The sequence below is a fragment of the Pseudomonas sp. FP1762 genome (assembly GCF_030687105.1).
Classification (GTDB): domain Bacteria; phylum Pseudomonadota; class Gammaproteobacteria; order Pseudomonadales; family Pseudomonadaceae; genus Aquipseudomonas; species Aquipseudomonas siliginis.
Map to the genome: position 1 here is coordinate 1,846,759 of NZ_CP117458.1, position 25,390 is coordinate 1,872,148.

23 protein-coding genes are annotated in these 25,390 nt (G+C 58.3%); 4 read left to right on the plus strand and 19 right to left on the minus strand.

Features of this window, described 5'->3' with window-relative positions; genetic code table 11:
• Nucleotides 1-7: 7 nt before the first annotated feature.
• From PSH90_RS08165 to minC, 5 genes are all read right to left on the minus strand, one after another.
• A complete protein-coding gene (locus tag PSH90_RS08165) occupies nucleotides 8-850 on the minus strand; it encodes a hypothetical protein (RefSeq protein WP_150741343.1) in 843 nt (280 codons plus the stop codon).
• A gap of 152 nt (nucleotides 851-1,002) precedes the next feature.
• Entirely contained in the window at nucleotides 1,003-1,638 is a 636-nt protein-coding gene (locus tag PSH90_RS08170) for an RluA family pseudouridine synthase (protein ID WP_150741344.1), read from the minus strand.
• A 169-nt stretch (nucleotides 1,639-1,807) separates the two neighbouring features.
• Entirely contained in the window at nucleotides 1,808-2,062 is a 255-nt protein-coding gene (gene minE, locus PSH90_RS08175) for a cell division topological specificity factor MinE (protein WP_003223146.1), read from the minus strand.
• Nucleotides 2,062-2,874: a septum site-determining protein MinD gene (gene minD / locus PSH90_RS08180; protein WP_252879699.1), complete on the minus strand. Its 813-nt coding sequence runs from the start codon at nucleotides 2,872-2,874 to the stop codon at nucleotides 2,062-2,064. Before minD ends, minE begins: the two co-directional genes overlap by 1 nt.
• 169 nt (nucleotides 2,875-3,043) lie before the next feature.
• The gene (gene minC, locus PSH90_RS08185) at nucleotides 3,044-3,781 is read right to left on the minus strand and encodes a septum site-determining protein MinC (RefSeq protein WP_041479318.1); all 738 of its coding nucleotides are present in this window, start codon (nucleotides 3,779-3,781) and stop codon (nucleotides 3,044-3,046) included.
• Between the two features lie 117 nt (nucleotides 3,782-3,898).
• On the opposite strand from minC, the gene PSH90_RS08190 reads away from it, so the two are divergent.
• The gene (locus PSH90_RS08190) at nucleotides 3,899-4,831 is read left to right on the plus strand and encodes a lipid A biosynthesis lauroyl acyltransferase (RefSeq protein WP_041479319.1); all 933 of its coding nucleotides are present in this window, start codon (nucleotides 3,899-3,901) and stop codon (nucleotides 4,829-4,831) included.
• A 34-nt stretch (nucleotides 4,832-4,865) separates the two neighbouring features.
• The gene (locus PSH90_RS08195; RefSeq protein ID WP_305382500.1) at nucleotides 4,866-6,038 is read left to right on the plus strand and encodes a patatin-like phospholipase family protein; all 1,173 of its coding nucleotides are present in this window, start codon (nucleotides 4,866-4,868) and stop codon (nucleotides 6,036-6,038) included.
• Nucleotides 6,039-6,129: 91 nt separating this feature from the next.
• Here PSH90_RS08195 and PSH90_RS08200 read toward each other — a convergent pair whose 3' ends face one another.
• From PSH90_RS08200 to puuE, 8 genes are all read right to left on the minus strand, one after another.
• Complete coding sequence (locus PSH90_RS08200; RefSeq protein WP_095180785.1) at nucleotides 6,130-6,915, minus strand: outer membrane protein OmpK; 786 nt, start codon at nucleotides 6,913-6,915, stop codon at nucleotides 6,130-6,132.
• A 371-nt stretch (nucleotides 6,916-7,286) separates the two neighbouring features.
• Complete coding sequence (locus PSH90_RS08205) at nucleotides 7,287-8,072, minus strand: outer membrane protein OmpK (protein ID WP_305382501.1); 786 nt, start codon at nucleotides 8,070-8,072, stop codon at nucleotides 7,287-7,289.
• Nucleotides 8,073-8,147: 75 nt separating this feature from the next.
• Nucleotides 8,148-9,500 carry a nucleobase:cation symporter-2 family protein gene (locus PSH90_RS08210; protein WP_042608508.1) on the minus strand — a complete coding sequence of 451 codons (1,353 nt, stop codon included), beginning with the start codon at nucleotides 9,498-9,500 and terminating at the stop codon, nucleotides 8,148-8,150.
• A gap of 161 nt (nucleotides 9,501-9,661) precedes the next feature.
• Entirely contained in the window at nucleotides 9,662-10,975 is a 1,314-nt protein-coding gene (locus PSH90_RS08215; protein WP_016773757.1) for a urate hydroxylase PuuD, read from the minus strand.
• 51 nt (nucleotides 10,976-11,026) lie between these two features.
• Nucleotides 11,027-11,530: an ureidoglycolate lyase gene (locus PSH90_RS08220; RefSeq protein ID WP_016773758.1), complete on the minus strand. Its 504-nt coding sequence runs from the start codon at nucleotides 11,528-11,530 to the stop codon at nucleotides 11,027-11,029.
• 141 nt (nucleotides 11,531-11,671) lie between these two features.
• Nucleotides 11,672-12,667, minus strand: coding sequence for an allantoicase (alc, locus tag PSH90_RS08225; protein WP_071171520.1), 996 nt, complete (start codon nucleotides 12,665-12,667; stop codon nucleotides 11,672-11,674).
• Nucleotides 12,668-12,754: 87 nt separating this feature from the next.
• Nucleotides 12,755-13,270 (minus strand): 2-oxo-4-hydroxy-4-carboxy-5-ureidoimidazoline decarboxylase, encoded by a 516-nt coding sequence (uraD, locus tag PSH90_RS08230; RefSeq protein ID WP_016773760.1) that lies wholly within the window; start codon nucleotides 13,268-13,270, stop codon nucleotides 12,755-12,757.
• Complete coding sequence (gene puuE / locus PSH90_RS08235; RefSeq protein WP_056784025.1) at nucleotides 13,267-14,193, minus strand: allantoinase PuuE; 927 nt, start codon at nucleotides 14,191-14,193, stop codon at nucleotides 13,267-13,269. The genes uraD and puuE overlap by 4 nt, the downstream gene beginning before the upstream one ends.
• A 420-nt stretch (nucleotides 14,194-14,613) precedes the next feature.
• Here puuE and uraH point away from each other — a divergent pair, with 420 nt between their 5' ends.
• Entirely contained in the window at nucleotides 14,614-14,967 is a 354-nt protein-coding gene (gene uraH / locus PSH90_RS08240; RefSeq protein ID WP_041479332.1) for a hydroxyisourate hydrolase, read from the plus strand.
• 127 nt (nucleotides 14,968-15,094) lie between these two features.
• On the opposite strand, the gene PSH90_RS08245 is transcribed toward uraH, so the two are convergent.
• From PSH90_RS08245 to PSH90_RS08265, 5 genes are all read right to left on the minus strand, one after another.
• Nucleotides 15,095-16,933, minus strand: coding sequence for a hypothetical protein (locus PSH90_RS08245; RefSeq protein ID WP_305382503.1), 1,839 nt, complete (start codon nucleotides 16,931-16,933; stop codon nucleotides 15,095-15,097).
• Between the two features lie 96 nt (nucleotides 16,934-17,029).
• Nucleotides 17,030-20,551: a calcium-binding protein gene (locus PSH90_RS08250; RefSeq protein WP_305382504.1), complete on the minus strand. Its 3,522-nt coding sequence runs from the start codon at nucleotides 20,549-20,551 to the stop codon at nucleotides 17,030-17,032.
• A gap of 192 nt (nucleotides 20,552-20,743) precedes the next feature.
• Nucleotides 20,744-21,373 carry a LysE family translocator gene (locus PSH90_RS08255; protein ID WP_041479336.1) on the minus strand — a complete coding sequence of 210 codons (630 nt, stop codon included), beginning with the start codon at nucleotides 21,371-21,373 and terminating at the stop codon, nucleotides 20,744-20,746.
• 85 nt (nucleotides 21,374-21,458) lie between these two features.
• Nucleotides 21,459-22,808, minus strand: a complete 1,350-nt coding sequence (locus PSH90_RS08260) for an NCS2 family permease (RefSeq protein ID WP_024012217.1) — start codon at nucleotides 22,806-22,808, stop codon at nucleotides 21,459-21,461.
• A gap of 289 nt (nucleotides 22,809-23,097) precedes the next feature.
• Nucleotides 23,098-23,544 carry a MarR family winged helix-turn-helix transcriptional regulator gene (locus PSH90_RS08265; protein ID WP_076567817.1) on the minus strand — a complete coding sequence of 149 codons (447 nt, stop codon included), beginning with the start codon at nucleotides 23,542-23,544 and terminating at the stop codon, nucleotides 23,098-23,100.
• 81 nt (nucleotides 23,545-23,625) lie between these two features.
• On the opposite strand from PSH90_RS08265, the gene PSH90_RS08270 reads away from it, so the two are divergent.
• Nucleotides 23,626-24,792, plus strand: coding sequence for a PLP-dependent aminotransferase family protein (locus tag PSH90_RS08270; protein WP_236169479.1), 1,167 nt, complete (start codon nucleotides 23,626-23,628; stop codon nucleotides 24,790-24,792).
• 167 nt (nucleotides 24,793-24,959) lie between these two features.
• On the opposite strand, the gene PSH90_RS08275 is transcribed toward PSH90_RS08270, so the two are convergent.
• Complete coding sequence (locus PSH90_RS08275; protein WP_041479340.1) at nucleotides 24,960-25,331, minus strand: glutathione S-transferase N-terminal domain-containing protein; 372 nt, start codon at nucleotides 25,329-25,331, stop codon at nucleotides 24,960-24,962.
• Nucleotides 25,332-25,390: the final 59 nt, after the last annotated feature.

Genomic DNA, 25,390 nt, shown 5'->3' on the forward strand with positions numbered 1-25,390 from the left:
GAGGGCGTCAACCGGTGATCAATCTGCCAGAGAGGAACACTTCACGGCGTTGCTTGCGACCGACGTATTCATGTTTGCTCAACTGATAGACAGCCTCGAACCTGTCTCTCGATAAGCCAGGCAGTGCACTGAGGTATTGATCTACCAGGCGATCGTAGGCGGCTTCGGTGATGAATTTGTAGATATCCCGACGATAGAAGAAGCCGAGTTGAAAACCGAGTGTTTCACTTGCGTGCGCGGTCGGGCCTGCGAAGCAGTTTTCAAAGTCGATGGCTTTGAGCGGCCTTTGCGTTTGCTCGGGCACCATGATGTTGCCCACCCAGAAATCCATGTGAGTGATGTTCTTGCTGGCGAGCGAGCTGAGCAGTTGAAACGCGTCGAGGATAAAGGCTTCGATGTTTTCGGGATTGCGTCTGATGCACTCGGCCCCATCAATATGGCCTTCGAGCAGGTGAGTCAGCAGGAAGAACTCCTCGGTCAGGCCGAGTCTGCTGCGGGTATAGCCATAGCCCTTCAGTGGAGGCATCTCCACGCCCCGGCGCTGAGCTTCGAGGGAATTCATCAGCTCTTCGAGAGGCCAGTCGAAGCGCCCGTTGCGTTGCGGTTTGTTCAGGCTCACCCGCACCTTTGCCTTGAACGTGTCCAATGGCTGGACCTTGGCAAATAGTGGTGTTTCACAGGACGATAACGGTGCGCTGGCTCGGGTCAGTTTGTGCGCGCGGCGTTTTTTAATGAGCTGCTCCAGGGCCTGGCGTGCCTGGATGCTGGGTGCTTCGCTCAAGTGCAGGGTCGTGTTACCGAATGCGTAGACGATCGGGTATTCGGATTGAAGTGTTTTGCTGCAGAACACGGGAAAGGCCTCCTGCCTGATATCGAAGTGCCATGATTTTATATTTGATTACAATTTTATGACAGTTCTTTACGTCAATCTATTGCCGGTGGAATTCTGGCAGGACAAAAAAAGCCCTTCATTGCGAAGGGCTTTTAAAGTATTCACGCAGTTCAGAACGGAGCCGGGCACTCGAAGCGCAGGCGCTCGCCGGTCTGCGGATGAGTGAAGCTGAGCATGCTCGCGTGCAGGCACAGACGCGGCCAGGCCGCCAGCGCTTGCTCGTGGGCGTAGAGTCCGTCACCGAGCAGCGGATGGCCGATCGACAACATGTGCACGCGCAGTTGATGCGAGCGGCCGGTAATCGGTGTCAGTTCGACACGGCACCAGTCGCCGCAACGTTCCAGCACCTTCCAGAAGGTCAGCGCGTGTTTGCCGAATTCGTGATCGACGACATGCCGTGGCTTGGTCGGTGGGTCGTAGCGCAGGGGCAGATCGATGCTGCCGCTGTCCAGCTCCGGCTGACCCCAGGCCAAAGCGGTGTAGGCCTTTTCGGTTTCGCGATCGTGAAACTGCCGCGACAGTTCGCGATGAGTGTCGGCGTCACGGGCCAGCAGGATGATCCCGGAGGTTTCCCAGTCCAGGCGATGAACGATGCGCGCTTCCGGGTAGCCGTTATCCTGCAGGCGGGTGATCAGACAATCCTTGTTGTCGTCAGCGCGACCGGGCACCGAGAGCAGCAGGGTCGGTTTGTCGACCACCAGTACGGCGGCGTCCTCGTGGATGATGCGGATGTTGGACAGCGGCATTAAAACAGCCTCGTAACAAATGCCAACGGCGGCTCGGGACTGCTGATAACTCTGTAGGAGCTGCCGAAGGCTGCGATCTTTTGACTTTGAAGATCAAAAGATCGCAGCCTTCGGCAGCTCCTACACGAGCATCAACAGCCCGAGCCGCCGTAGCGACTGCCAAATCGACTCAGCGATCGGGCAGGGTGATGTTGAGTTCCAGAATCGAGCAACTGCCCTGGCTTTCCAGTGCAACATGTACGTCGTCGTTGCCGATGTTGACGTACTTGCGGATCACGTCGACCAGTTCCTTCTGCAAGGCTGGCAGGTAATCCGGCGTGCTGCGCTGGCCGCGCTCATGCGCCACGATGATCTGTAGACGCTCTTTCGCTACCGAGGCGGTACTTGGCTTTTTGTTGGCACGAAAGAAGTCAAAAAGGTTCATTACCTACCTCCAAACAGGCGCTCGAAGAATCCCTTCTTCTCGACTTCGAGGAATCGGTGGGTTTTTTCTTTGCCCAGCAGGCGGTCGACGGTATCGCTGTAAGCCTGACCGGCATCGCTCTGGTCGTCGAGAATCACTGGCACGCCCTGGTTGGAAGCCTTGAGTACCGCCTGGGATTCCGGGATGACGCCGAGCAGGGTCACCGAGAGGATCTCCTTGACGTCTTCAACGCCAAGCATCTCGCCCTTCTCGACACGCTCCGGGTGGTAGCGGGTGATCAGCAGGTGTTCCTTGATCGGCTCTTCGCCACGTTCGGCGCGGCGCGATTTGCTCGCCAGCAGGCCGAGCATGCGGTCCGAGTCACGTACCGAGGAGACTTCCGGGTTGGTCACGACGATCGCTTCATCGGCGAAATACATGGCCAGGTGCGCACCTTTCTCGATGCCCGCCGGGGAATCGCAGACGACGAACTCGAATTGTTCCTTGAGCTCCATCAGGACTTTTTCCACGCCTTCGACGGTCAGCGCGTCTTTGTCGCGGGTCTGGCTGGCCGCCAGTACGTACAGGTTTTCCAGGCGCTTGTCTTTGATCAGTGCCTGTTGCAGGTTGGCTTCGCCGTTTACCACGTTGACGAAGTCATACACCACGCGGCGCTCGCAACCCATGATCAGGTCGAGGTTACGCAAGCCCACGTCGAAGTCGACGATCACTGTTTTGTGGCCGCGCAGAGCGAGACCGGTACCGATAGCGGCGCTGGTGGTGGTCTTACCCACACCACCCTTGCCGGATGTAACCACGAGAATCTTGGCCAAGGTGTTTCACCCCTAAGGAAGAAGGACTGTTCAGCCCCTGAAAAACATCTCTTGAAAACTACTGCAGTCGGACAGCCTTGGCTGGAATTTGGCTTTGGGCCTTTTTCCTACTTCGTTTGAGCCGTTTTCGCTACGTTTTAGAGATGCTTGGAAAATGCGGCAGTATCCGTTAAAGCCGAATGATGTTCAACACGTCGCCTGACAGGCTGACCTGGACGCCCGAGCCCCACATCGGATCACGACGCAAATCCTCGGAGACCTTGTAATGACCGGCGATGGAGATCAGTTCAGCGCTCAATTGCTGACAGAAAATCCGTGCCTTGGTGTCACCTTTGACGCCGGCCAGCGCACGGCCGCGCATCGGGCCGTATACATGGATGTTGCCATCGGCGAGAAGTTCCGCCCCCGGACTGACCGATGAGACCACGACCAGATCGCCACCCTGGGCATATATCTGCTGGCCACCACGTACTGGCGTGGTGATTACGCGGGTCGGTTTGACGGTCGGCTCAGGCGGCTTTTCCGGCTTCTTTTTGACTTCGGCTTCCGGCGTCTCCAGCGGACGCTCGCGGGCGCCGGAGGGCGGTAGCACGGGGATGTCGATGGCGATGGCGGCGGCGATGTCTTCGATGCGGCTGGCACGAATGGCCAGGGTACGCAGACCGTGCTGACGGCAGACGCGCATCAGCCCCGGCAGGTCAACCGCGCCCTGATTCGGCGGTAGTTTGTCCAGCGCCAGAACCAGCGGTGCATTGCTGAAAAAATTCGGCGCCTGGGCGACTTTGGCGGCCAATTGCCGATCGAGGCTTTCGAGGTCGTTACGGGCCAGTTCCAGCACAGTGATGGCCAGCATGCTGCCCTTGAGCTGGAATACGGGATCTTGGTCTAACGGGTCGGTTTGGCTCATGTCGGCATACAACGGCTTGTCACTAAAAGTGCCGAGACTTATAACGAGAACGCCCGCGAGCCGCAAGCCGGGTCGAACGATGTAGAATGCGCGGCCACTGTATTTACGGAAGCTTTAATGGATCGCCCGCGTTTTCGAAAAGCATATCTTGCTCCGCGCTTCTGGCCGCTCTGGTGCGGCCTGGGGCTTTTGTGGCTGATCGTGCAGTTGCCGTATCCGGCGCTGCTGACCATCGGTCGAGTTTTGGGCGCGTTGATGTATCGCGTCGCCAGCGACCGGCGAACCATCGCCCGGCGCAATCTTGAGTTGTGCTTCCCGGAAAAATCCGCCGCTGAGCGCAAACGCCTGCTCAAGGAAAACTTCGCCTCCACCGGCATCGCCTTCTTCGAGATGGCGATGAGCTGGTGGTGGTCGCGCGAGCGTCTGGCGAAACTGGCCCACGTCGAAGGCCTTGAACATCTGCAGAAAGCCCAGCGCGAAGGCAAAGGCGTGATTCTCATGGCCGCGCATTTCACCACACTGGAAATCGGTGCGGCGCTGCTCGGCCAGCAGCACACCATCGACGGCATGTACCGCGAACACAAAAACCCCTTGTTCGACTTCGTCCAGCGCCGTGGCCGCGAGCGGCACAATCTCGATTCGCTGGCGGTGGAGCGCGATGACGTGCGCGGCATGCTCAAACTGCTGCGCTCGGGACGGGCGATCTGGTATGCGCCGGATCAGGATTACGGCGCCAAGCAGAGCATCTTCGTGCCGCTGTTCGGCATTCAGGCCGCCACCGTCACTGCGACGACCAAGTTTGCACGGCTGGGCAAAGCGCTGGTGGTGCCGTTCACTCAGGAACGTCTGGCCGACGGTAGTGGTTATCGCCTGGTGATTCATCCGCCGCTGGAAGACTTCCCCGGCGAAAGCGAGGAGGCCGATTGCATCCGCATCAATCAGTGGGTCGAGAGTGCTTTGCGTGCCTGCCCCGAGCAATATCTATGGGCGCATCGGCGCTTCAAGAGTCGCCCGCCGGGTGAGCCGAAACTTTATCCCAAGCGTCGTTGATTAGCCGATCTGACAAGCACCGTGGAGTGTTGCGATGAGTCCTGCTGAACCGGTCACAGGTTTGATTCTTTCCGGCGGCGGGGCCCGGGCGGCTTATCAGGTCGGGGTGCTGGCGGCGATTGCCGAGTTGCTGCCGGTCGGTGCGGACAATCCGTTTCCGGTGATCGTCGGCACCTCGGCCGGGGCGATCAATGCGGTCAGCCTGGCCAGTGGTGCCATGGATTTTCGCGCTGCCATCGAACGCCTGACCCAGTTCTGGCAGGGCTTTCGCAGCCACCGCGTGTTGCGCAGCGACTGGCCGGGCGTGATCCATCAGGCCAGCCGTTTTGTCAGCCACAGCCTGCTCGGCCTCGGTCGGCAGATGCCGGCGGCGTTGCTCAACAGTTCGCCGCTGCGCGAGCTGCTCGAGGAAAAACTGCACCTGCCCGGCATCGCCGAATCCATCGCGCGCAAGCAATTGCACGCGGTAGCGGTGACCGCGTTTGGCTACGAATCGGGGCAAGCGGTGACGTTCTATCAGGGCGGCGGCACCATCGACGCCTGGCTGCGGCACCGCCGCATTGGCGTGCCGACGCAATTGTCGGTTGATCATCTCTTGGCCAGTTCGGCGATTCCGCTGTTGTTCGCGCCGGTGAAAATCGGCGAGGAATATTTCGGTGACGGCGCAGTGCGCCAGTCGGCGCCGATCAGCCCGGCGCTGCATTTGGGTGCCAGTCGCGTGCTGGTGGTGGGCGTCAGCGGCAACCCGCGCGGCGTCGATCCGCAGCAGCCGCTGGAGCGCGCCTACAGCGGCCAGCAACCGACGCTGGCGCAGATTGGCGGGCACATGCTCAACAGCACGTTCATCGACAGTCTGGAGAGCGATATCGAGTTGCTGCAGCGTCTGAATCAGTTCAGTCATTTGCTCCCGGCCGGCACACCTACTCGTGCGCTGGGTGTGGCGCCGGTGGAAGTGCTGGTGATTGCGCCAAGTCAGCCGATCGACGAAATCGCCGCGCGGCATCGCCAGGAGTTACCGGCGGCGTTGCGCCTGTTTCTGCGTGGGCCGGGGGCGACGAAGACGAGCGGGGCGGGGGTGCTCAGTTATCTGCTGTTCGAGGCTGGGTATTGCAGCGAGTTGATCGAGTTGGGGCGGCGGGATGCGTTGGCCAAGCGCGAGGAGCTGTGCCGGTTTTTGCGGATATCTGAAGCGGTGGCTCCTGCCTGAAATCTGCGGTGAGGCCTTCGCGAGCAGGCTCGCTCCCACATTGGAACTCGGTCTGAATATGGGAGCGAGCCTGCTCGCGAAGCTTTCAGGGTCAGAAGTGGAACTTGACCAGGAAGCTTGTGGTGCTCTGATCGGTCTTGAAGTACTGGCTGTCCTTGATCCCGTACTTGTCCGACCAGTAGTCGTACTCGACACCGACATACAACTGCTTCTCGCCGAAATTCAGCGCCTTGCCCAGGTCGTATTTGACCTGCGGGTTGAAGTGCAGGTTGGCGTGGTAGTCGCCCTTGGAATTGGAGTCGTTGTCGACCACCCAGTCCATGAAGCCGTCGATGAGGATGTTCGATTTGCCCACCGGGATGGTGTAGGACCACACCGGGGTGATCTGCCAGACATTGTCACCGGCGCGTGCGCCCTGGGTGTGACGCTGGTAGAAGTTCAGCTGGAAGTAATCGAAGCCTGGAATCGCCAGGTCGAAGCCCGGACCGATCAGGTACGACTCGGTATCGCCTTCACCGAACTCGTAGGTCATGGCCAGCAACACGTCAGTCACCGGACCAAAGGCCAGTTTCTGATCGAGGATCTTGCCGAACGACAGGCGCGGGCTGAGCTCGCCGTAGTAGGTGTTGGAGCCGACGCCGCCATCATCCTTGCCGTTGTAGAAGATCTTGTCGATGAACAGGAAGTTGTCCCCATACTTCCAGGCATCGGCGTGCTCGAAGGTCACGGTCTGCTGAATGCGCGGGTTGACCTGGAAGTCCTTGCCATACAGGTAGGTCAGGCTGTTGTTCTGCCACTGCAGCAGGCCTTCGGCCATCGCCTGGCCGCCGGCGAACATCGATCCGGCCAGCATCAGGCTGGTGCACATACGTTTCATTCGGTTGCTCCCAAAGTAGGTGTTCCACGTTATTTTTTTAAGATCGGCGCTCTGATGTGGCGCCTTTTTTCGTACCGCAAATTTCATCCGATCGGTCAGCTTTGAATGCTGGTAGCAAAAGCTGCGCCAAGGCTTTTGAAAAACCAAAAAACGCCCGTTCGGCTGCTGAAAAACAGTCGACGAGCGTGTTTTCGGGGTGCCTCAGGACTGACCGCAGCCGGGATAAGTTGGCTTTTCGGTCAGAAATTGAATTCAGGCTTTTTTTTAGAGCGAATTCGGAAGGCCGCGGAGAATACTGACTCCTCGGCCAACGCTCAAGTGCCCCGCAACAGAGCACCGACGGCAAGCATGGCGCACGGTTGCGGGCCATCTCAGAAGTGCACCTTCAGCAGCAGGCTGGCGGTGTTCTGGTTGGTATCGAACGCGTGGCTGTTTTCGATGCCGTATTTGTTCTTCCAGTAGCTGTACTCGGTGCCGACGTACAGCTGTTTCTGGCTCCAGCCCATGGCTTTGCCGAGGTCGTATTTGATCTGCGGATTGATGTGCAGGTTGGCGTGGTAGGTACCGCGCGAGTTTTCGTCGTTGTCGACGACCCAGTCGAGGTAGCCGTCGATCAGCACATCGGAATTGCCCAACGGAAAGCTGTAGGACCATGCGGGGGTGATCTGCCAGACACCATCGCCGGGCCGCGGGCCTTCGGTCTGGCGGCGGAAAATGTTCAGGGTGACGTAGTTGAAGCCGTGCACTTTCAGGTCGAAGCCGGGACCGATCAGATAGGCCTCGGTTTCGCCTTCGCCGTACTCGTAGGTCATCGCCAACAGCACATCCTTGATCGGGCCGAACTCGATCTTGCGGTCGAGGATCTTGCCGAAGGACAGACGCGGGGTGAACTCGCCGTAGAAAGTATGCGGCCCTTTGTTCGGGTCTTCCTTGCCGTTGTAGAAGATCTTGTCGACGAACAGAAAGTTGTCGCCGTACTTCCACTTGTCGGCGTGCTCGAAGGTGACCGTCTGCTGATACGACGGGTTGATCGCGAAATTCTTGCCGTACAGATAGCTGAGGCTGTTGCTCTGCCACAGCAGCAGATCGCCGGCCATGGCCTGACTCGCGGCCAGCAGGCCGCCACTCAACAGAACGTTGCTTTGCGTGCGGGTCATCTGTTGCTCCCTGTTGTTTTTATTGTTTGAGGCACAAGCAGTTGCGTAGTCCCTGTGGGAGCGTGGTGGTTTCAATCAGTGAGCATGGCAATCATTGATCGCCGCACGCTCCTTGCCGCCGAGGATGTTGAACAGCAGGTTCAGCGTCAGCGCGCTGAGGGTGGCCATGGCGATGCCGCTGTGGGTGATCGGGCTCATCCACATGGGCAAGTGGGCGAAGAATTCCGGACGCACCACCGGGATCAGGCCCATGCCGATGCTTACCGCGACCAGCAACTGATTGCGGCGGTCACCGATGTCGGCCTCTTGCAGGATCTTGATGCCAGTGGCCGCGACCATGCCGAACATCGCAATCGCCGCGCCGCCCAACACCGCCGGTGGAATCGATGCCACCAGAAACGCCGCTTTCGGCAACAGGCTGAGGACGATCAGCAGGCCACCGGCAACGATGGTCACCGAACGGCAGCGCACACCGGTCATCTGCACCAGGCCGATGTTCTGCGCGAACGAGGAGTGGGTGAAGGTGTTGAAGAAACCGGCGAAGAACGACGCGCCGGCATCGCACAACAAGCCACGACGGAGCATGCGCGGGCAGACTTCCTGGCCGGTGATCTTGCCCAGCGCGAGAAACATCCCGGTGGACTCGACGAAGATGATCACCACCACCAGACACATCGACAGAATCGGTGCCAGCTCGAATTTCGGCATGCCGAAATGCAGTGGGGTGACGAACTGAATCCACGGTGCGCTGGCCATGCCGCTGAGGTCGACCATGCCGATCACGCCGCACAGTACGTAGCCCAGGCACATGCCGATCAACACCGAAATGTTCACCCAGAATCCGCGCATGAAGCGGTGAACCAACAGGATGGTGGCCAGCACCAGCGCAGCGATGGCCAGATAAATCGGCGAACCGAATTGCGCGGCGTCGACCCCGCCACCGGCCCAGTTCACGGCCACGGGGAACAGCGATAAACCGATCGAGGTGATGACCGTGCCGGTCACCAGCGGCGGGAAGAAGCGCACGACCTTGGACATGAACGGCGCGATCAGCATGCCGAAGAAACCGGCAGCTATCGTCGCACCGAAGATCCCTTGCAGACCGATGCCGGGCATGCCGGCCATGGCCACCATGCTGCCGACCGCAGCGAAACTGGCGCCCATCATCACCGGCATGCGAATGCCCATCGGGCCGATGCCGAGCGACTGCACGATGGTGGCGATGCCGGCGACCAGCAGGTCGGCGTTGATCAGGAAGGCGATTTCTTCACGACTCAGGCCAGCGGCCTGTCCAATGATCAGCGGCACCGCGATGGCACCGCCGTACATCAGCAGAACATGTTGCAGACCGACCAGGATCAGTTGCAAAAGGGGCAAACGCTGAATGGCGGGTGCGTCGGGGATGCGCGCTTTGGACAGCTCGGACATGCAACACCTCGGATCTTTTTTATTCTTGTGATTAACAGCTGCCGGGTTGCTTGCAGCTGTTTCTTTGCATCAGGAGGACCGCGTTTCGGCGGCTATTCGCGAGCAGGCTCGCTCCCACAGGATCTCTGTAGGCGTGAGCCTGCTCGCGATGCTTTTAACGATTAATTGGTTTGTGCTCCCTGGGCAATCCAGGCACCGATCAGGTCACGTTCCTGCTGGGTCATCTGGGTGATGTTGCCCAGTGGCATGATCTGCGTGGTGATGGCTTGCGCCTGAATGCGCGCGGCGTTCTGGCGGATCTGCTCGGGGGTGTCGAACATCACACCGGCCGGGGCTGCGCTGAACAACGGGCTGGTCGGCTTGGACGAATGGCACACCGTGCAACGCTCTTGAATCACGTTGTGCACTTTGTCGAAACCGGGGCCGGCATTCGAGGCTTGCGCGGGTGCCGCCGCAGGAGCTGCGGGTGCCGCAGGTTGCGCCGCTTCGGCCGGCTTCGCGCCACCGCCCAGTGCCGTTTCCGGCAGCGGTTGGTACTCGATTTTCGCTGGCGCCTTGGCCACTTCAGGTGCAGTCGACATCGGCGTCGGACCAGTGACGTAGGCCAGGCAGATCATGCCCACCGCTGCCACCGGCAGGGTCCAGGCAAACTTGTGGCTGTCGTGACGGGTGTTGAAGTAGTGACGCACCAACACCGCCAACACTGCGATTCCGGCGAGGATCAACCAGTTGTACTGGCTGCCGTAAGTGCTCGGGAAGTGGTTGCTGATCATGATGAACAGCACTGGCAGGGTGAAGTAGTTGTTGTGTCGCGAACGCAGCAAGCCTTTGGCCGGCAGGGCCGGATCCGGCGTGCGGTTCTCGGCAATCGCCGCGACCAGTGCCCGTTGCGCCGGCATGATGATGCGGAACACGTTGCCGACCATGATGGTGCCGATGATCGCGCCGACGTGCAGGTACGCACCCCGACCGCTGAACACTTTGCTGAAGCCATAGGCGGCGGCAATGATCAGCACGAACAGGATGAAGCCGAGCAGGGCGGGTTTCTTGCCCAGGGCCGAATCGCAGAGGAAGTCGTAGACAAACCAGCCGACGATCAGCGAGCCGATACCGATGGCCACGCCTTCAGGACCGCTGAGGCCACTGCCCGGTGCCACGAGGTAGAGCACCGGATTGGAGTAGAACACCACGCACAGCAGCGCGATCCCCGACATCCAGGTGAAGTAGGCTTCCCACTTGAACCAGTGCAGGTTGTCCGGCATGGACGGTGGGGCCAGTTTGTATTTTTCCAGGTGGTAGATGCCGCCGCCGTGGATCGCCCACAGATCACCGGCCAGACCGGTTTTCGGGTTGACGCGGTTGAGGTTGTTCTCCAGCCAGACGAAGTAGAACGACGCGCCGATCCAGGCCACGCCAGTGATCATGTGAACCCAGCGCACGCTCAGGTTCAGCCATTCCAACAGATGTGCTTCCACAGTCTTTACCTCTCGCCTGTCACTCTTGTTGTCGAGTGATCAGACCTTCTCTTATTGGTGGGGGGCGAGGATCAACCGCTCATCCTCTTTGAAAAAATGCTCATCGCAGTTATTGCCTGTGCCACTGCGATCAACCACCAGGAAGTCATCCCGCTTTTCGATCGTCAGCACCGGGTGGTGCCAAACGCCGCGATGGTAATTGATGCCCTGCCTGCCGTTGGTGACGAAGGCGCGGACCAAGCCTGATACAGGTTCATCGCCAACTGGCGCGACCACGATCAGAAAGGGGTTGCCGAGCAGCGGTATGAAAGCCTGGCTGCCCAGCGGATGGCGTTCCAGCATGCAAACGGTCAGCGGCATGTCCTGCGCGTCGGCGCGGAAAATGCTGATGATCGCGTTGTCCTCAGGCGTAGCGGTTTCGACCGTCGCCAGTTTGTGGAAGCGCATGGTCGAACCGTTGTTGATCATGAAGTGATCGCTGCCGTCGGTTTCGATCACGTCACCGAAAGGGGCGAAGGCTTCTTTGGTCAGCGGTTCAATCGTCAGTGTGCGCATGCTGTTCTTCTTTTCGTTGAGTGATCGTTCCCACGCTCTGCGTGGGAATGCAGCCCGTGACGCTCCGCGTCACATCCAAAGCGGACGCAGAGCGTCCAGTGATGCATTCCCACGCAGAGCGTGGGAACGATCATTGCAGTGTTATTTAGCGACCTTGCCCAATACACGCAGGCGACTCACGCCACCATCCGGGAACACGTTCAGGCGGATGTGGGTGATCGGGCCGAGTGCCTTGATCTGCTCGACGAAGGTGTGTTCGGCGTGCATTTCCAGCTTCTGGCTTGGTAGCAGTTCGCGCCAGAACAGCGACTGGGTTTCGATCTGGCTGTCGGTGCCGCCCTTGACGAACGCGCCCTGGATCGAGCAGGTGTCCGGGTAGTTGCCTTTGAAGTGCAGGGTGTCGACGACGATTTTTTCGATCTCGCCCGGATGACCCAGCGCGACGATCACCCAGTCATTGCCCGGCGTGCGACGACGTGCGGTTTCCCAGCCGTCGCCCATGTTGATGCCACGGCCCGGGTTGAGGATGTTGCTCATGCGGCCGAAGTGTTCGTCGGAGCAGGCGAGGGCGCGGCCACCGTTAAGGGCTGCGGCCAGATCGACCTGCTCGTTGTCGCCCACAGCGGACCAGTCGCGGAACGGAATGCCGTACACGCGCAGACGGGCAACACCGCCGTCCGGGTAGATGTTGAAGCGCAGGTGGCTGAACGCTTTGTCGTTGCTGATTTCATGGTAGTGGTGGCTGTTGCCCTGCAACTCGACGGCCGACAGCACTTCGGTCCACTGGGTGTTTTCATCCGGCTCGCCCGAGGCCAGGAAGCACGCTTCCAGCGAGGCCGATGGCGGGTAGTTGCCGGTGAAGAATGAAGTGTCGATGTCCACGCCTTTGATCGAGCCCGGTACGCCCAGACGGATCACCGCGCTGTCGTAACCTTCGAAGCGCTTGCGGCGCGACTCCCAGCCGTCCATCCACTTGCCGTTGTCATCGAACACGCCCTCCTTCCATACGGCCGGGGTCGGTTGGAACAGACGATTGGCGTCTGCGAACCAGTCATCGGTGACCGAGATGATTTTGGTGCCCAGACGGGCGTCGGCCAGGTTGACGTATTTTTCGAAAGGTACGGCGTAAGCTTTCATTCTTCTTGTCTGCCTTTGATAAGTTGGCTGGGGATGCTCGCAGGGCCCTGGGCGTTTGCGCGTTCATTCACGCTCGGGCCAGGCTTGCTAAAGAGTCAGTAAACGGAACAGGGCAATCTTGTTGATCTCCGCCAGCGCGCATTTGAACTCGGCTTCCACCGAATTGTTGATGCGCGTTTCGAACGCCGCGAGGATCTGATGCCGGTTGCTGCCTTTTACCGCCATGATGAAGGGAAACTTGAACTTGGCTTTGTAGGCGTCGTTCAGCTCGGTGAAGCGCTGGAACTCTTCGGCCGTGCATTGGTGAATACCGGCGCCAGCCTGTTCATTGGTGCTGGCTTCGGTCAGTTGGCCCTGGACGGCAGCTTTGCCGGCCAGGTCCGGGTGAGCGTTGATCAGGGCCAGCTGGCTGGCATGATCGGCGCTCAACAGGATATCGCTCATGCGCTGGTGCAGGGTTTCGATCTCGTCGATCGAAGCGTCCGCACCGAGGTCGTAGGCCTTTTCGGCCACCCATGGCGAATGTTCGTAGATGTCGGCGAAGGCTTTGACGAAAGCGTCGCGGCTCAGGGTCGACGGTTGCAGGGTTTGAAAGCGGCTCATTTTGCAGTCCCTTGGTACGGGTGGGTTTCTTGCCAGTGACGCGCGATGTCGACGCGACGGCTGAACCACACCTGTTCATGACTTTTGGCGTATTCGATAAAGCGTTTGAGCGAAGCGAGGCGACCAGGACGGCCGATCAGGCGGCAGTGCAGACCGATCGAGAGCATCTTCGGTGCTTCAGCGCCTTCGGCGTAGAGCACGTCGAACGCGTCTTTGAGGTATTCGAAGAAATCGTCACCCTTGTTGAAACCCTGCACTTGCGTGAAGCGCATGTCGTTGGTGTCGAGGGTGTAGGGGATCACCAGATGCGGCTTGCCGGTCGGGTTGTTCGGTTCCCAGTAGGGCAGGTCGTCGTCGTAGGTGTCGCAGTCGTAGAGGAAACCGCCTTCTTCCATGACCAGCCGACGGGTATTCGGCCCGGTACGGCCGGTGTACCAGCCCAGCGGACGTTCGCCGGTCAGTTCGGTGAGGATGCGGATCGCTTCGAGCATGTGCTCGCGTTCCTGCGCTTCGTCCATGTACTGGTAGTCGATCCAGCGGTAGCCGTGGCTACAGATTTCGTGGCCGGCCTCGACCATCGCACGGATCACGTCCGGGTGACGCTGGGCGGCCATGGCCACGGCGAAGATGGTCAGCGGAATATCGAATTCCTTGAACAGCTTCAAAATGCGCCAGACGCCGGCACGGCTGCCATACTCGTAAAGCGATTCCATGCTCATGTTGCGCGCGCCTTGCAGCGGCTGAGCGGCGACCATTTCAGACAAGAAGGCTTCGGATTCCTTGTCGCCGTGCAGAACATTGCGCTCGCCACCTTCTTCGTAATTGAGCACGAAGGACAGGGCGATCCGGGCATTACCCGGCCAGTGTGGGTGAGGAGGGTTACTGCCGTAACCGATCAGGTCGCGTGGGTAGTCAGCGCTCACTGCAGTCTTCCTTCTTGTACGTTGACAGATTGGTGTGGCGGCCTGGCAGGCTGGCGTCACAGCGATGGGCTGATTGTATACAACTTTATTTACATTTTGTAAGCCTGAATTTTCGCATTTTTCACCGGCTGTCATCTTTTGCTGTTAATGGTTCCGGCCTGCAAGAAACCTGCCTGACCAGTCAGCTAATGAATAGAAGGTTCAATGATCAGGCGCTTTGGCAACAGATTGGCGATAAAGGCCCGGATGGCGGGGGTGAGGCGAAAAATGTCGTTTTTATTGTGTACAATTTTTTTGAAAAGTGTCTTAATCAGTCGCTCGCCGCAGCGTTTCGTGCTCCGAAACGGTGCGGTCTCCTTTTCAACTGACTTCGGGAGGCGCGAGGTCTGACCGCTTGTTGCGGCCAGGCGCGCAGAATCAATGGGACGTTTGACAACACACGTTTTGGACGCTGCACACGGTTGCCCGGGCAGCTCGATCAAGGTCGAGCTGTACCGCGTTGAAGGGTCGCACCTGGAATTGGTCGCCAGTGCGACAACCAACAGTGATGGCCGGGTCGATGCGCCGCTGCTGCAGGGCGATGATTACCGCACCGGGGTTTATCAGGTGCAGTTCCATGCCGGCGATTACTACCGCGCCCGGGGCGTGCAACTGCCCGAGCCGGCCTTCCTGGACGTGGTGGTGCTGCGTTTCGGCATCTCCGCCGAGCAGGAGCACTATCACGTGCCCCTGCTGATTTCGCCTTACAGCTATTCCACGTATCGGGGCAGCTGACCCCCAAGCAGCTGCCCCCACCGGGAAGCGACTGCGCATATAGCTTCTTTGGTCTTTCGCCCGCTCACACTGCGGGCTTTTTTTATGCCTGTTTACAGCTCATCTGCCGGTGCAGGCGGGTAGCGGCTCAGCGCTCGCGGATAATGAATACCGAATCTGGCGTGGACGCGACCTTCAATACGCCCCCGATCAGCCATACCACTTTGTTCTGCGCGGCTGCATCGGTCAGTGCCTTGAAGGCGTCCTGACCGATTCTGGCGGGCAAGCCCGGTTCCGCCAGTTCGTTGCCAGGCACATGAGTCAGGCCGGCCTGACTGATCGCACCCAGTTTCAAAAAGAAGATCTGATCGTGACCGGCTCGTTTGAAGACCAGCGTCGGCATTCTGTGCTCATAAGTCAGTGGAAACAGCTCGTAACCACAGCCGACCAGCAACGCGCCGAGCAATCGCCGCAGATTCAGATCCGAGGGATAGGTCTTGTAATGATTCCAGGCAGAGGGAAAATGCTGCGGATCGAAGCTCAGGCGTTGCAATTCGCTGTCGGTCTGGGAAGGCATCGGAATAAGCCGTTTGCTTCCCAGGTCGATGTCCGGCGCAACGGCGAGCATGTTCAGCGGGTCGGCAAAATCTGGAGCTGTGGAAAACGGCAGTTGTTTCCACTGATGCAGAACGGCCTGGACATTGATCAATCCGGTGCCGGTAATCGTCTCGGAGTGATCGGCGAGTTCGAACAACCTGCGGGCGACGGCCCTTGCTGTTGCTTCAGAGAAATCGGGGAATGCGCGAGCGACGGACGTTGATATCGGCTCTTCAAAAAAGCGTTTGCCCGGATGGACCTCACCCGGATCACTGCCGATGCGAAAAGTCGCTACCGGCTGTCGCTCGGGCATGTTTATCAGCATGCTTTCGAAAGTATTGAAATCTGTCGGGACAAACTCGGGATGACATACGAAATACACTTTGGGTGTCGTGTTCGAGCCGACAGGGACGATTGGATAATGCAGCCAGCCAAGCTGTACCGATTCGATGTGCACAGGTTTGTTCAGGTGCCCCCAGGGCAGCCAGAAATATGGGGTCAGCTCCTCAGGCGGAGTCGTGGCTTTCGGCGCGGTTAGCGTTTCTGTGGCCTCGGCAAGTCGTGGACGCTTGCTCGGGCCGGGGACTGCGTTGTCGGACTGGCTGGCTTCGGGCTTGGTACCTGATGGCTTCGTCCCGGGCGTTTTCCGCCGCCAGAACACGGTGCCGGGGATTTGCTCGAAGAAAACGTCGGGTGCATTGGTCGTTGAGGCAAACGCTTGTTGATATTCACCGTCCTGGTTTTTGCGCACCATGACGGTGCCGTCTACCGTGGTTACGAAGGTCTGCCTGAGTCTGTTGTAACGAAGGCCTTCTGTCGCCATTTCCGGCTTGGTCAACGTCATGGCGTCGGCCGGCGAGATGTATGAGGGCAAGTGTGGCGTGGCGGACGCAGGCCGGTTGGAGGGCCTCTCGGGCCGCTGGATTTGCCAGATCGCCTGACCCTCGGTTCGCGTCAGAGGCAGGCCGGGCACGCCGGGCGCGAAGGTCAGTGGCACATGGTAGTTGCCTTGCCCGTCCTGCTCGACGACAAACTGGCCTTCATTGGCGATTTGAGCGTAGGTGCGCTGATCCGGTCCAGTGAACAAGCCATCGTTCTGCGTCACCGGCACCAATTCGTGGAAACGCTCTTGCGGCCAGGCGATTGCGTTCCGAGTGGCGCTGAAATCATGCGCTGCATCTGGCAACGCATGAAGGCTGACCGTGGGCACTGCGTTGGCTGCGGCAGAGGTGGCTGGCGCTTGGCTGATCGCCGGCGAATCGATGCCCAGGAGCAGGGCGTCAGGCATGTCCAGACCCACATTTTTGACGAGGGGCGGTGATCCGGGATGTGTGGCATCGGGCGAATCGGGCGATTTTATGGTCGGGATTTTTTTGGGTGATTTGGCCATGGGAAATACTCGGAAAAAGAGCGCGCAGACGCGTGCGGGTGCCGCGTAGACAGTACGCTGATAAAAAAAGGGTGTTTGTTGACGGGTTACCGCGAATTACGCGGGAGGCACTTTCATCAGCGAAACAGGGCGGAAAATGTTGGTCTGGTGACTGCAGCGATTCACTACTCTTAAAGCAGACTTTTCGATGCGGGATTTGTCGGCACGCAATACCCAGCCATGGGCGGCCAGGTTGTAGCCCACGCGCGCGGTTTCGTCGTTGACGCAGATAACGTTCCAGACTTTGACTTCGTCGTTGGCCAATGCGGCAAGATATGGCGGGAGCGCTTTTGAGGCGTCGGGCTCTTCGAAAAAACGTGCATCAAGCCCATCCAGATAAATGCGATCAAAGACCAGATCGACCGTGTGCACAACTCCACCGGTGGTAATAACGCGGATTTGATCTATCAGATCTTCGCTTCCATAGACCGGCAGATAAAAAGTGGTTGTGCCGATGGAGAGTCGGTTTTCTTCCAGCCTTATTTCGACCTTGCCGAGCTGCGTTGCATCAAGTTCCCAAGTGGATGAATAGGGCAGGCGAACTTTGGCATCGGCAAGTGCGCCGGGAGTCGAGAGTTTGATGGTCATGTCCGGGAGTACGTGGATGAGATAACTCGAACCTTCTCCTTCGTAGTTGTCCATGTCGGTTTGCACGGCCAGTCGAATCGGCGTTGCGCAAACTCTTGTACGGCCCATCGGTTCAGCTGCTTTTTCAGCCAGATTGTGAAAGTAACGCTGAGAGCGAACCTCGAGCGGCAGTTTCATCTGGGTCACCCAATCCCGCGATACCGTGAAATCCGTAAAGGCAGGTGCGATTTCGGTTTGCGCTGTAAGCTCGGCATCTGCAACGACACCGTCCTTGAAAATCAATACGTAACGGCTGAACGGACGAACAGCCATGGTGCGCAGGATCTTCGTAATATTGTCGTGATCGTCTTCGTTACGCGCAGCGGAGTAATAATTGAGCTTGATGCTTTTCGCGCCGAAGTGATAGACGAGATGGCAACCAACAGTCAGGTGATATGACTTGGGTTTGTCCGAGAAAAAATGCGCCTCCGCTTTTGTCAGCTCATCGCTGCGGAAATCCAGATATATCCGGGTAATGACATCAGAACGTAAAACTGCGTAAAAAGTGGTTGTCTTGCCGGTTCTCGGGACGTAATAGGCAGCGGGTTTGCGGTGGCGGATCCAGCATTCCGCTGCATAAATAATGATCGGGTTTACCGGTTTTCCTCGTTTGAGGAAAATTTCGGTTATTTCTACGGTGTGGCCGTCCGGGATTGTGTCTGGCAGATCAAGTCTGAAATGGAAATCATCGCTGGTTACGAAAACCAGGTTTTTGTTGCTCAACTTTCTAGTGTGTTCGGTGTTCGTATAAACGTCATGAATGGTCAACACGTTTTTGAGGTGGTCAGACGTTTCGAAACCTGAGCGGATGACCAGGTCGTTACCCTCGATATCAAAGGATTCAATCAACTCCTTGCGCCAGTTCATGACGATGTAGCTGGTCTGTTCACCATCATCGACAATGGAAAAACGGCCAGCCACATGCGCAATGTAATATTGATCGGTGCCGGCGCCTCCCGACGCTTTTGCTCTTTCGTGAGAGAGAAATATCTGGTCGTCCCCAGCGCCAGCTTCAATGCTGTCGCTGCCCCGGGATTTGATGATGTTGTTTTGCGCGGAGCCCGTTACCACGCTTGCCGCGCGATGGACTGTCTCAACGTTTTCGATGCTGTCCAGCAAACTGTGCAGGATAGATATCCGGTTATTGTCGGCATCGACATCGCTCGTGATGATCTGCAATGTTCCAGACAGCAGATCTACGTCATAGCCAGTTCTGTTGGTATTACGGGAGGAGTAGCTGCCGCCGAGTAACAGTGTGTCATTTCCTGCGCCGCCGCTCAGCGTCGAATGATCTGCGACATGGCGACCCCTTTCAAGGAAGTCCGCTGCGTTCTCAAACAGGAACTGGTCATTTTCTTCGCCGCCCGAAAGTTGTTTTTTTCCTGACTTGTAATGGAAGGTGTTGGGTTTTTTTTCTACCCCTTTGATCGAGTCGTTGCCCTCGCTGATGAACCAGAGAACGTTCTTGCCCTCTGCGGCGACCCCCAACTCCGCGCCGGGTGTATCTTTTGTAACCCCTGCGCGTGCATCAATGATGTCATCGGTGCCTACCACTTCAGGGACATTGACCGATTCCCACGCATCCTGTTTGGTCCACCAGTTTCGTTTCCAGACCCGGGTTGGTTTCAGGCGCACATCGAACTTGCCGTTGACGATGGCTTCGGTGGTCTCTTTCAAGGGGCCGTCGAGCAGCGTTCTGGCGGACTTTTTCAGTTGCAGAGAGTGCTGCAACAGCGTCTTTGCCTTGATATAGCGGTTTTGAACGCTTTGATCGACCTCCATCATGCAGAACGAAAACCAACCGCTCCGCCACCGTTCATCGACAGTCAATTCAATGTAGTCATCTATATCGTCAACGATACGTACTGCGCCGTAGACCTGTGAGCCAATGGCGAGGATCGCGCCGGCTGCAAGTCCGACAGGGCCGGCAAACGAGAACCCGGCCATCGCGGCGGACCCGAGGATGACAGTCATGGCTGCACTGGTAATGCTCAGGCCAGCGCTGACGTAATGATCCATCGCTTCTTTGCCGGTGGCATTCTGAGCGGCGTTCATCGACCTCACGGCGGTAAAGATGTCGAAGGGCAGCGTCAGCATGCCGCCGACCAACCCTCCCGATCGACCCAATCTGAGTGCAAAGCGGGTTTTGGCGAAGTCCCGATAAGCACTTTGCCCGGCTGTGAGCATCTGCGTGGCTATCTTGCTCACCGCGACATCGGCCGCGATGGAGCCCAGCTCCGATATAATGCCTGCGCTGTTTATCGCTATTTCAGCAGTGTTTTCGGCTTTGATCGCATCGACAACGCCGCGAATTCCCATGAAGATGCCGAAGCCCTGGATGCCCACGCTGGAGCCCAGCGTCGCGTAACTTTTGGTCAATGCGGCCCAGCGGGGATGATGTTTGGGCACGTGCACGTGTTGCAGATCAAGCGACTGTGCGGCACTCAGAAGTTTGACAAGTTTGTCGCGGTAATTGCCGGATACAGTATCTGCAGCACTTTCCCTCAAGAGCCGGGGAGCGGTGAGCGGGCGCTGGCTGGCCATTTCAAACAGGAGCGTGGGCAACAAGTAGCTATCGCTGCCCGTTGAAGTTTTCAGGTAGTGTTCAACTTTATTGGCGTCGAACTGCAGGCTATTGATAAAAGAGCGCTTGGGGCGGCGAAAGAAACTGTTCTCGCCATTCAACGGCTGACCGTCAATGGTCGCGCCTAATCCGTCGAGTGCGGTACGGGTAATTGAAATCTCGCCAATTTCCAAGGGGCCGAACACTTCGTCCACCATTTGCAACTGACTCGATTTTTCGTTAGTTCGGCTCTGTTCAATGGTTGAGGGCTTGTATTCGTTGGCTTCATAGCCCAGATCCATGATTATTACGGTATCGGAAACAGGTTGCAGGTCCGCATGTATTGAAGGGTCGGTTTGTGCTGTTGCTTCGCTTATCAGTGTGGCCATTAGAACTTCCTTGTTCCGGCAATTGTCGTTAAGGCGAAGAATATTACGTTGGCTTTTCCAGAGCTGTATATCGGGGGGTTGTTGCTATCTATTGCATATCAAAGATTGAATGTTGTTCGAGTTGAATTGATTCAAAACAACACATCATCCCGCCCGAGTCCGTTCCGGCAGGATGATCAATAGTGGCGCTTTTCAGTGGCTGCCAAGCAACGACGCGGCGCCAGCACCACCAAATAGTCCGGCACTGACCCGATTGAACCAACTCTGGCCCTTGCCGCTGCGCAGATAACGTGCGGCGCCATGGGCGCCCAGGCCATAGGCCAGCTTGCAGCACAGATCGAGCACTACCCAGGTCGCGATCATGATCAGCAATTGCGGCAGAAAAGGTTGCTCAGCGCGGAGGAACTGCGGCAGAAACGCGGCGAAAAACAGGATGTCCTTCGGATTGCTCGCACCCAGTACAAAGGCGCGTCCGAACAATGTGCGAAAGCGCGGCACCGGTGCAGCCTCAGGTACTTCGGCGCCCGTCGATGGCTGCCGCGACTGCTGCCAGCTCTGCCAGGCGAGGTAGAACAGGTACAGCGCACCGACTATTTTCAGTGCGCTGAACAACTGCTCCGAAGCCATTAGCAATGCGCCGAGGCCAAGTGCCGACGCGCTGAGCAGGCAGATCGAGGCGATCACGCCACCCAGGAACGCGGGGTACGACCGGCGCAAACCGTAATTCAGACTGTTGCTGATCATCAGCAATGACAGCGGTCCCGGGATCAGGATCACCACCAGCGCAGCGCCACTGAACAGCAGCCAGGTTTCCAGACTCATCGTATTGCTCCTTTGTTGTTATCGAGATGTGCAAAAGCCCCACCGGTGAGGGTGAGGCTGGTTTGAAGCCTGAACCGCGCAGCGTTTACAGGAAGATGAACTTGGCGATGAAGATCGCGCAGAGCACCCACAGGCTGACGGAAATTTCCTTGTACTTGCCGGTGCCGGCCTTCAACGCGACGTAAGTGATGAAGCCCAGGGCGATACCGTCGGCGACCGAAAAGGTCAGCGGCATCATGATCGCCGTGACGATCGCCGGAATGGCGTCGGTCGCTTCGTCCCATTCGATGTGGGCCATACCGCCCATCATCAACATCGCCACGTAGATCAGTGCACCTGCCGTGGCATAAGCGGGAATCATGCCAGCCAGCGGTGCGAAAAACATGGCCGCTATAAATAGCACACCCACGGTGACGGCGGTAAGACCAGTCCGACCACCAGCGGCTACGCCGGCGGCACTTTCCACGTAACTTGTCACGGGTGGAACCCCCACCACGGCGCCGAATACGCTGGATGCGCTGTCAGCCTTCATGGCTCGGGAAAGATTCTCGATGCGACCGTCAGCGGCGACAAGGTTGGCGCGCTGGGCCACGCCCATCAGCGTACCGGCGGTGTCGAACATGTGCACGAAGAGGAAGGCGAGCACCACGCTGATCATGCTGACGTTGAACACGCCGGCGACATTCATTGCCATCCAGGTCGGTGCCAGGCTCGGCGGCGCGGACATGATGCCCTCGTAGTGCACCAGACCCAGGCCCCAGCCGGCGAGGGTGACGGTGATGATGCTGATCAGGATCGCACCGAACACGCGGTGGTAACTGAGGATCGCGATCATCAGGAAGCAGATCGCGGCGAGCAGCGGGCCAGGTTCACGCAGCGAACCCAGCTTGATCAGCGTCGCCGGGCTGTCGACGACGATACCGGCCGTCTTCAGACCGATCAGGCCCAGAAACAGACCGACACCGGCGCCCATCGCGAACCGCAGGCTGACCGGGATACTGTTGAGCAGCCACTCGCGGATCCGCGAAAAGGTCAGGAACATGAACAGCACGCCCGAGACGAACACCGCGCCGAGGGCGGTTTCCCAGTTGTAGCCCATGGTGCCGACCACGGTGTAGGTGAAGAAGGCGTTGAGGCCCATGCCCGGTGCAAGACCCACCGGCCAATTGGCATAGAGCCCCATCAACAGGCAACCGAGCGCGGCGGCGATGCAGGTGGCGACGAAGGCCGCACCGTGATCGATGCCGGCATCGGCCATGATGTTCGGGTTGACGAAGATGATGTAAGCCATGGTGATGAAGGTTGTCAGACCGGCAATCAGCTCGGTCTTCACCGTGGTGCCATGCAAGCTGAGTTTGAACAGACGCTCCAGCAGGCCATTGCGTAATGGCGGCGTGAGCTCGAGCGGCGGTGCTTCGGATTTGCGGCTTTCCACAGCGAGTACTCCTCAAGAGTTTTATTGTTATTTCCAGGGCCGGACCCATGAGGGGTGGCAGCGGCCCTTTGAGGCATACGCGAATTTGTTGACCGTATAGTCAGGAACTCGCACGCAGTGGATTATGCTTTTGTGTACAAATAAAGCAAATATTGTTTTTTGTTTTGTCGGCGATTTTTTTGCCGATAGGGATATATGGCTATCAGGATGGCTTCGCGAGCAGGCTCGCTCCCAGAGGAGAATGCGTTCCAATGTGGGAGCGAGCCTGCTCGCGAAGAGGGCGGTCCTATCACTCGAGATGCGTCTGACTTCCCCCAAGCGCCAGATTCACCGCCAACCACCCATTCACCGCCGCTTCCCCAGCCTCGGCAAACACCCGCTCGAGCAATTTCACCTGCTCACGGCGCAGCGCTTGCTCGAACTTCGCGCCTTCCGCCGTCAACTCAAGCAGGCGCTTACGCTTGTCCGTCTGCGAAGCGACGCTGTCGACCAGGTGCATTTCCTGCAACTGGCGCAGAGGCATGTTTAGCGCCTGTTTGCTCACGCCCAGCAGGGCCAGCAACTCTTTCACGCTGAGGTTCGGATAGCGCGCGATGAAAAACACGATGCGTTGATGCACTCGCGAGAGGCCGCGGCGCTCGAGCATTTCATCCGCCTTGGCAGTGAACGCCTGATAGCCGAAGAAAAACGCTTCCATGGCCTGTTGCTGAGTGGAGGGGTTCTTAAGGTCAAGCATGTTGACGTACTCGCTCAAGCTGTCGTAATTTCAGTCAACAAGTTTGACTCATTTCCTGCATGCCTTGCTACGGTGACCTCCATGGCTTTTTCCGAACGTGTCTCGCGCCTTAAAAGTTCTTTGATCCGAGAAATCCTCGCCGCCGCCCAGCGTCCGGAGGTCATGTCGTTCGCCGGCGGCTTGCCCGCTGAGGCGATGTTGCCGAAGGTGGAGTGGGACGAGATGCCGCTGTCGCTGGGGCAGTACGGCATGAGCGAAGGCGAGCCGGCCTTGCGCGAGGCGCTGGCGGCACAGGCGAGGGCGCTGGGCCTCGAGTGCGATGCGAGTCAGGTGCTGGTGGTCAGTGGTTCCCAGCAAACTCTGGATCTGGCGGCAAAACTGTATATCGACAAGGGCACGGAGATTTTGCTGGAGGCGCCGACTTATCTGGCCGCGCTGCAAATCTTCCAGCTGTTTGGCGCCGACTGCCTGACCGTGCCGCAGGAAGCGGACGGCCCCAACCTCGCGCAATTGCGTAATCGTTTAGAACAGCATCGCCCGGCGTTTATCTACCTGATCCCGACGTTCCAGAATCCTTCCGCCGTGCGCTACAGCGAGGCCAAGCGCGCAGCGGTCGCGGCATTGCTCGATGAATTTGGCGTCACCCTGATCGAAGACGAGCCATACCGCGAACTGACTTTCGATGGTGGCAGCGCGAAGCCGATTGCGGCGCGCCTGAAAAAAGCCAGCTGGATCTACACCGGTACCGTATCGAAAACCTTGCTCCCGGGTTTACGTGTTGGCTACTTGATCGCCAGTGCGGATCTGTTCCCGCACCTGCTCAAGCTCAAGCAATCGGCGGATCTGCACACCAATCGCATCGGTCAGTGGCAGGCGCTGCAATGGATCGGCTCGGAAAAGTATCAACAGCATTTAAGTGAGTTGCGGGATTTCTATCGGCTGCGGCGAGATGCGTTTCAATTGGGGCTGGAAAGCCATTTTGCCGATCTGGCTGACTGGGACATGCCGCAAGGCGGACTGTTCTTCTGGCTGACGCTGAAGCAACCGCTGGATACGCGCACTTTGCTCAATGAGGCGTTGGCCAATGATGTGGCGTTCATGCCCGGTGAGCCGTTCTTTCCCGAGCCGGACAAGCATCATGGGCATTTGCGCCTGAATTTCAGCCACATCGATCCGGCGAGGCTGGATGAAGGGTTGAAGAGATTGGCGGCGGTGGTGCGGCGGGCGCAGATGGAGAGGGCGGCCTGATAAGCAATAAACCGGCTGGAGGGCCGGTTTATCATTGTCTGAGTTTTGTGATGATTTGACGGGCCTCATCGCTGGCAAGCCAGCTCCCACAATTCTTGTCTACAACCTGAGATCAATGTGGGAGCTGGCTTGCCAGCGATGGCGCCATCAGCCACAGCACATCAATGTCAGACCGCCGCAAACCGCTTATCCAGATAATCAATAATCACCTTGGATTCATACATCCAGGTGGTTTGTCCGTTCTCTTCGATACGCAGGCAAGGCACTTTGATTCGGCCACCCTGTTCCAGCAGAGTCTGGCGATCCTGCTCGTTGTTCTTCGCGTCTTTCAGCGCCACCGGCACATTCAGGCGATGCAGGGCGCGGCGGGTTTTCACGCAGAAAGGGCAGGCGTGAAATTGATACAGGGTCAGATCTTTCGCGGCAGCGTCGACTTGTGCCTGAGCGGCAGCGGGGCGTTTGGTCTTGCCCGGGCGGGTGATGAAATCGATGAAGATAACCAGTTGGCCGAGGCCGACACGAAGCGCTTTGACGAACACGTTGAAAGCCTCACGGTGCAAATGAAGAAAGGCGCGCAGCTTACCCGATTTTTCACGGG

Bases quoted from the DNA above. Each gene is read 5' to 3' on its own strand.
- PSH90_RS08170 (WP_150741344.1), bottom strand. From the start codon at position 1,638: ATGCCGCTGTCCAACATCCGCATCATCCACGAGGACGCCGCCGTACTG.
- minE (WP_003223146.1), bottom strand. From the start codon at position 2,062: ATGAACCTTTTTGACTTCTTTCGTGCCAACAAAAAGCCAAGTACCGCC.
- minC (WP_041479318.1), bottom strand. From the start codon at position 3,781: ATGAGCCAAACCGACCCGTTAGACCAAGATCCCGTATTCCAGCTCAAG.
- PSH90_RS08190 (WP_041479319.1), top strand. From the start codon at position 3,899: ATGGATCGCCCGCGTTTTCGAAAAGCATATCTTGCTCCGCGCTTCTGG.
- PSH90_RS08195 (WP_305382500.1), top strand. From the start codon at position 4,866: ATGAGTCCTGCTGAACCGGTCACAGGTTTGATTCTTTCCGGCGGCGGG.
- PSH90_RS08200 (WP_095180785.1), bottom strand. From the start codon at position 6,915: ATGAAACGTATGTGCACCAGCCTGATGCTGGCCGGATCGATGTTCGCC.
- PSH90_RS08205 (WP_305382501.1), bottom strand. From the start codon at position 8,072: ATGACCCGCACGCAAAGCAACGTTCTGTTGAGTGGCGGCCTGCTGGCC.
- PSH90_RS08210 (WP_042608508.1), bottom strand. From the start codon at position 9,500: ATGTCCGAGCTGTCCAAAGCGCGCATCCCCGACGCACCCGCCATTCAG.
- PSH90_RS08220 (WP_016773758.1), bottom strand. From the start codon at position 11,530: ATGCGCACACTGACGATTGAACCGCTGACCAAAGAAGCCTTCGCCCCT.
- alc (WP_071171520.1), bottom strand. From the start codon at position 12,667: ATGAAAGCTTACGCCGTACCTTTCGAAAAATACGTCAACCTGGCCGAC.
- uraD (WP_016773760.1), bottom strand. From the start codon at position 13,270: ATGAGCCGCTTTCAAACCCTGCAACCGTCGACCCTGAGCCGCGACGCT.
- uraH (WP_041479332.1), top strand. From the start codon at position 14,614: ATGGGACGTTTGACAACACACGTTTTGGACGCTGCACACGGTTGCCCG.
- PSH90_RS08245 (WP_305382503.1), bottom strand. From the start codon at position 16,933: ATGGCCAAATCACCCAAAAAAATCCCGACCATAAAATCGCCCGATTCG.
- PSH90_RS08250 (WP_305382504.1), bottom strand. From the start codon at position 20,551: ATGGCCACACTGATAAGCGAAGCAACAGCACAAACCGACCCTTCAATA.
- PSH90_RS08255 (WP_041479336.1), bottom strand. From the start codon at position 21,373: ATGAGTCTGGAAACCTGGCTGCTGTTCAGTGGCGCTGCGCTGGTGGTG.
- PSH90_RS08265 (WP_076567817.1), bottom strand. From the start codon at position 23,544: ATGCTTGACCTTAAGAACCCCTCCACTCAGCAACAGGCCATGGAAGCG.
- PSH90_RS08270 (WP_236169479.1), top strand. From the start codon at position 23,626: ATGGCTTTTTCCGAACGTGTCTCGCGCCTTAAAAGTTCTTTGATCCGA.